The organism is Anaerosporobacter sp., from assembly GCF_965301125.1.
Window position 1 is genome coordinate 1 of sequence record NZ_CBDLAM010000163.1, and the last position, 5729, is coordinate 5729.

Below are 5729 nucleotides of genomic sequence, written 5' to 3' on the forward strand. Positions count from 1 at the left end.
GTCCAAAAAGTATATATCCATAAAAATTATATATATTTTTTTCTAAATTATATATATTTATTATGCATTTTGAATATGATATATACAATTTTATACTTTCTATATATATCATATTTACTTTTTTATGACTTTATTCTGTATTTTTCTCACTAAATTGATAAAATAACAATCATACATCTATATATATTCAAAATGAATTACTTAAATATTTCTCACCACTCCTGGTATATTTCTTTTTCTGTTTTTCCAAATATCTTTTCATACTTCTTAGTTTTAATTAATTCTAACACTTTATCACAACCATAGGTAACCTCTAAATAGTCAATATAGGTATGCGAAAAGTATACCCAGCCATGTTAGAAACTATTTTTCTCTTTTTCATAATAATCGCTCCCAGTAAATATTATGATATCATTATCTACTGGGAGCGCATTTTTTACCAGTTACCAAGGTAACAACTTATGTATGACTTTGGTCATTACTACGATAATACAAGCTATATTTTAGCTTTTAAGCTTATGGTCAGTGGGAACATGATTTTCTTCCTCAATTACTTGGTAAAAACCGTTGAAGAATCCTATAATTCTTTTACATAGCAAATGAAGTAAAGCAATACAAACTAAATATTGCATAGCTCTTGGAAGATCACCATAAAGCTGGATTGATTTCGTACCTCTAAAAGACTCAATCCAAGGTTTGAACAAATGAAAGCATGTAACCAAATGAGCCAAAACAATATTAATCACGCTAATCATTCCCGTATATTTTATCAACCTTAAGTCCAAATAAAACGTCGCAATTATAGATGGCAGGACAAATATAATAACCGACTGGAATGTAAATAAGTAATCTCTATCAGAATTAATTTATAGTAACTATTTTTACATCACCAGATGAACAATCTGAACCACTATAATAGTAATTTAAAATTTGTAGATAAGTTTTTCCTTGTTCATCTAATAATTTTGATCCATAGTGTAATAGTCTTCCGGTTTTAGATGATCCTGTTTTACCTTCTGTACCTGTACCGAATTCTGGGAAGAAAACCTTACTACTCGAATTAACAACATATTTGTCAGCAATACTATCAAATATTTTATCAGATATTGTATTTGATGTACCTACTTGAAAATTCTGTGTATATTGTGTTACTTCATATCCTCCTGCTGAGTTTACTGGTTTTATGGAATGATATAAGCCAACTCCTTTAACACAATATGCATTAGCTTTTAATGCTGCTGTTCCAAATGTTGATAATATACACTCATTTGGTAATGTATTTTTGATATAGAAATCAAAACTATATTCTACTGCAGCTGGATGGTCCTCATCTACTTTATTCATCAAAACAGTCATAGTATCTGGAGCAGAATAATTTGTGTAAGTTTTTAATGCTGGGTGAGAAGAATAGTTATTAGTTGTGGAATATATTGCGCTTTGCTGATTGGATTCATCAGTTGTTACATTAAAAGAATCATTTGTGATATCCTCGCCTTCTGCATTTATTAAGTAACCTCTGTCTGATGCTTCAATAGAGTTAATAGCATCACATTTGTCTGTATAATTTGGATCTGTAACTTCAATATCAAGAGTTTCAGTTGCCATGTAATAAGACGGTTTATTAAACTGTACAATCTTCATTTTTCCATCATCATTTGCTAATGTAATATTGAAATAGTTTAGTCCATTATAAAAATACTGATTTTCTTCACTAACGTTACAATATAATCCTACCAAATATGTTTCAATATTGTCAGAATAGCTAAGTATAGCATATTCATTTACTAACAATTCATCATTAGCTATGGTTTCGTTTACAGGTGTAATACTTTCAAGTGACATTGATTCTACTTGCTTTATACCATTTGTTGTTCTATTTTCACTTGAAAAGTAATATTGAAAATATTCCCGTTCTTCACTACACATTAAGTCAATAAATGTTGACCAATCTTTTTGCCCTACAGACTCTACCATTTCATTAATGGTCTTAATCGAATCTTGTTCTGAAGCTGATACTGTAGGCATACTATTAAATATACTATTAGAATTTAGAGATGATAATGTAACAACTGTTAAAAATACTGCTATAAGTTTGTTTTTTTTCATTTACTTTATACCTCCTTTTTTATACATTATATACCTTTTATTTACTGTTTAAAATAGTAAATGTTGCATATTGACAATTATCTTTTTGCATGTTATTATGAATAACTAAATAAAATGGAATGTCTAAGGTGGATATATGAGAAAAAAAACAAAAACGTATGTAATAATATTATTAGTACTTTTTATAACGGCCTCTATATATATGATTTTTTTATATACTAGTAAAAACGAAGAGGAAACATTGGATACTCAATATTTTTCTATAACAACACCTAGTGGATGGTCAATAAAGAGTAATGGCGACGATATATTTAGCAAATTATTATATAATCAAGAAGAAATTATTTCTATAGAAGTATTTCCAAAATGGGAATCTGACAATTCTATTGATTCAATTGTAGCAAATATATATGGTGTTCATTCTTATATAAATGATGTTCGATATACAAAAAATCTTAATAAAACATTATTATCAAAGGTCTGTATTTCATTTGAACAATCAGCTGCTGAAGAATATAGTAATACTCAATCGGATCAACTTCATTACTTTTATATTAATAATGATATATTAATAGATTTTTACGTTGTTTCATCTTCAATAGATGAAACTATAATAGATAATATTGCTGAATCTTTAATATTGAAAAAATAGACATGTTAAAGCTGGACGAGTGAAGATGGATATTGTTTTTTAATTGGATTGCATTATGTATAACAAAAGAAGCAAGATAAGCTGGATTCTTAACGGATTATCTTGCTTCTTTTCACTGTGAGGTTCAGAGTTATTGCTTTTCTTTGTACTAAAATGACCTTGTTTACATTTTTATTTGTCATATTAAATCATTATAAATCCGAACCAAACTAATATAGATCTGGAAATCCTTTCGTTGGTTTCAGCTTCATTCTTCTTATATAACTCTACCATACTCTCACTCCACTACTCTTATCTAGCGAACTCACAGCCTCGACAACTGTATCCTGTATTCTTCTCACCACATAATGGACAAAACCAAGTTCCATCTTCATGTGGAGTAATCACAATACGGGGAGCTGACTTTCCTGCTTCTGTACCATTCTTGTAAGCCAATGGAGCTACCGATACGCCCTTTGCACCAGCTCCAGCTATAGTTCCTGTGGCACTAATATTATCCCGACTAAACATACTTTTCTTACTCGTTAATCGGATTCCACAATGTTGACAGTAGTTTGATTCCTCTTGATTTTCAAACCTACAATTATTACACTCCATAGTAATTCATCCTCCTTTAGTTGTTGATATACCGTTGTATTCTTAAGCCTCCCTCCATTCTCATATTATATAAGCAACACAAACTTATTAGGAAACTTTAGCAATTATTGTATTCCATTCTGTAGTTATCGTCAATTGTAAATATAGAATACTTTCAATAAATCAAGATCCTGATGACTTATAGTGTCTTACACCAAACCTCCACAATCCATAGCAAGGAATCAAGAATAAAAAAGCTAATAATGGTATAAAAACATAGACAATACTTGTTCTTCGTTCCAACAGATATAGTAACGGATAGTACTGCACTAATGCATACGGTACTATAAATGTGCAAAACTGCAACATTCTCCTACCATAAATCCCCACTGGATATTTACCATATTCTCTTGCCCCATCGGTAAATACATTCATAAATTCCAATCCATCTAACGTAAAGAAACATAAAGCGGCATATATAAGAAATATCCCTGTAAATAAAGCAGTCCCTCCAAGCAGCATAAATATAATCGTAACAACTTTGCTAAATGTCCAATGAATATCACTATTCATTATCCCATAGATAAACATTACAACTGCTTGTAACATTCTACCTATTCTTGTTAATTCAAATTTACTCCCAAGAACTTGAAGGATTTCATTCCTTGGTCTGACCATAACACGATCAAATTCTCCCCTTCTAACCATCCCTGCGAACGAATCAAACCCACGAGCATAACATTCCGCCATAGAAAATTCCATTAACATAATTGAAAAACATAATAGCACTTCGTTATAAGAATACCCCTTTACACTTTGAAACCTCTGAAACATAAAATATATTCCTAGGAATACGTTAAATGATACTAAAAATTGCCCAATCATAGTTAGCATGAACGACGACTTATATTGCATCATACTTCTTACATTGATTGAAACATAATGTCCATATAGCTTTAATCCTTTCTCCATTGTTCTCTTACTATTCCGTTGCCCCATACATCAACCTCCCTGTAATCTTACACGCTTTTCTGCATATTTACATAAGCTGTATCCACTAACGGTTAGTATAACTAGCCAAACTATCTGTAATACAACTGGTTTTACAATAGACATTCCCACCAGATCTCCACTGTAGATTCTTAAAGGTACATTCTGCATTGCTGCAAACGGTAACAATTCTAAAATTATCCGAATCTTGTCTGGGAAAAATGGTAGTGGAATAACTGAACCTGCAAAAAACTCCACCATAGATAGAAAGAAAATTCGTAGACCTTGAGGGGATACCGTAAAAAATGTTAGTACATAAACTAACATACATAAAGATACCGTAACCAATAAACCAAGAAACATAGTAAGGAGAAAAATAATAAAATTCCATATACTTGACGGAGCTGACAATCCGTATGGTTTTGGCAAGAAAGCTGCAATTATTAATATCGGATAAGAACGTAATACTGCCCTGGACAAACGATTTGCCACACTTCTAGCAAACCACATGTTATAGATGCGAATTGGTCTGCAAAGTTCATATGCGATATTCCCACTAACAATAGAATCAAAGATTTCTTCCTCCATAAACCATGCCATAAAGAAAGCAAGAAATGCTTGTTGTATCCAGATATAGGACACCGTTGCCTCGAACGACATAGGAAAGGCTGCTGCATTTGCCTCATAGAATGCAGTATAGATTAATATTTCCATTACTCCCCATACGAACTGGGTAATTACCCCCGCAAATGCTGCCACACGGTATTGCAACCCCATTGCAAATCGCAAGCGAAAAAAAGATAAATATTTCTTCATAATCAAACAATCTCCTTTCACACGATTCGACTATATATCATAGGAACGGTATAACTGTGCAACGGTTTCGTCAATATTTTCATTTCCCTCTTTGATATCTGTTAAAGAACCATCAAGAAGAATCCTTCCTTTTCCCACAAGGATAATTCGTTTTGTTAGCGCCTCTATATCTTGCATATCGTGTGTGGTAAGAATAACGGTTGTCTTATGTTCCTCGTTCAACCGTAATATAAATTCTCTAACAGCAAGCTTTGATACTGCCACTGTCTGGTGTTAGTATTCCACTTAGAATTTTAATGGTAGAACTTTTCCCAGCTCCATTCGGTCCAATATATCCAACCATTTCCCCATCATTAATGGTAAAACTGACATCTGATAATGCCTGGATGGTCTCATATTCCCTATGGAACAGTGACTTGCAAGCCTCTTTAAAGCCTGCATTTCTTCTTGCTACTTTGTACGATTTACATACATTTTTCATCGTAATCATTGTGCTTCCTCCTGGTAGTTATATTTTCATATCTTGCCAAGTCGGTTGGTTTACCTTGGATTTTGCCAAAGCAAAACCGACAAAAAGAGGCTGTTGCAA

The 5729-nt window shown here is 32.0% G+C and carries 7 protein-coding genes; 1 reads left to right on the forward strand and 6 read right to left on the reverse strand.

Annotation, left to right across the window (positions count from 1 at the left end):
* Positions 1–861: 861 nt before the first annotated feature.
* Positions 862–2106, reverse strand: coding sequence for a hypothetical protein (locus tag ACW2QF_RS15205; protein WP_455716858.1), 1245 nt, complete (start codon positions 2104–2106; stop codon positions 862–864).
* Between the two features lie 136 nt (positions 2107–2242).
* Between ACW2QF_RS15205 and ACW2QF_RS15210 the strand changes: the two genes are divergently transcribed.
* Entirely contained in the window at positions 2243–2758 is a 516-nt protein-coding gene (locus ACW2QF_RS15210) for a hypothetical protein (RefSeq protein ID WP_455716859.1), read from the forward strand.
* A gap of 291 nt (positions 2759–3049) precedes the next feature.
* On the opposite strand, the gene ACW2QF_RS15215 is transcribed toward ACW2QF_RS15210, so the two are convergent.
* The 5 genes from ACW2QF_RS15215 to ACW2QF_RS15235 all read right to left on the reverse strand — a co-directional run bounded on the left by ACW2QF_RS15215 (position 3050) and on the right by ACW2QF_RS15235 (position 5630).
* On the reverse strand, positions 3050–3355 hold the full coding sequence (locus ACW2QF_RS15215; protein WP_455716860.1) for a hypothetical protein: 306 nt from the start codon (positions 3353–3355) through the stop codon (positions 3050–3052).
* Positions 3356–3517: 162 nt separating this feature from the next.
* Positions 3518–4333, reverse strand: a complete 816-nt coding sequence (locus tag ACW2QF_RS15220; protein WP_455716861.1) for an ABC transporter permease — start codon at positions 4331–4333, stop codon at positions 3518–3520.
* A gap of 3 nt (positions 4334–4336) precedes the next feature.
* Positions 4337–5140 carry an ABC transporter permease gene (locus ACW2QF_RS15225; RefSeq protein ID WP_455716862.1) on the reverse strand — a complete coding sequence of 268 codons (804 nt, stop codon included), beginning with the start codon at positions 5138–5140 and terminating at the stop codon, positions 4337–4339.
* A 30-nt stretch (positions 5141–5170) separates the two neighbouring features.
* Positions 5171–5404: a hypothetical protein gene (locus tag ACW2QF_RS15230; protein ID WP_455716863.1), complete on the reverse strand. Its 234-nt coding sequence runs from the start codon at positions 5402–5404 to the stop codon at positions 5171–5173.
* A complete protein-coding gene (locus ACW2QF_RS15235) occupies positions 5379–5630 on the reverse strand; it encodes an ATP-binding cassette domain-containing protein (RefSeq protein ID WP_455716864.1) in 252 nt (83 codons plus the stop codon). The genes ACW2QF_RS15230 and ACW2QF_RS15235 overlap by 26 nt, the downstream gene beginning before the upstream one ends.
* Between the last annotated feature and the right edge of the window lie 99 nt (positions 5631–5729).

What these genes read in the sequence shown, in the direction of transcription:
- ACW2QF_RS15205 (WP_455716858.1), bottom strand. Translation starts at nt 2,106, where the DNA reads ATGAAAAAAAACAAACTTATAGCAGTATTTTTAACAGTTGTTACATTA.
- ACW2QF_RS15210 (WP_455716859.1), top strand. Translation starts at nt 2,243, where the DNA reads ATGAGAAAAAAAACAAAAACGTATGTAATAATATTATTAGTACTTTTT.
- ACW2QF_RS15215 (WP_455716860.1), bottom strand. Translation starts at nt 3,355, where the DNA reads ATGGAGTGTAATAATTGTAGGTTTGAAAATCAAGAGGAATCAAACTAC.
- ACW2QF_RS15220 (WP_455716861.1), bottom strand. Translation starts at nt 4,333, where the DNA reads ATGGGGCAACGGAATAGTAAGAGAACAATGGAGAAAGGATTAAAGCTA.
- ACW2QF_RS15225 (WP_455716862.1), bottom strand. Translation starts at nt 5,140, where the DNA reads ATGAAGAAATATTTATCTTTTTTTCGCTTGCGATTTGCAATGGGGTTG.
- ACW2QF_RS15235 (WP_455716864.1), bottom strand. Translation starts at nt 5,630, where the DNA reads ATGATTACGATGAAAAATGTATGTAAATCGTACAAAGTAGCAAGAAGA.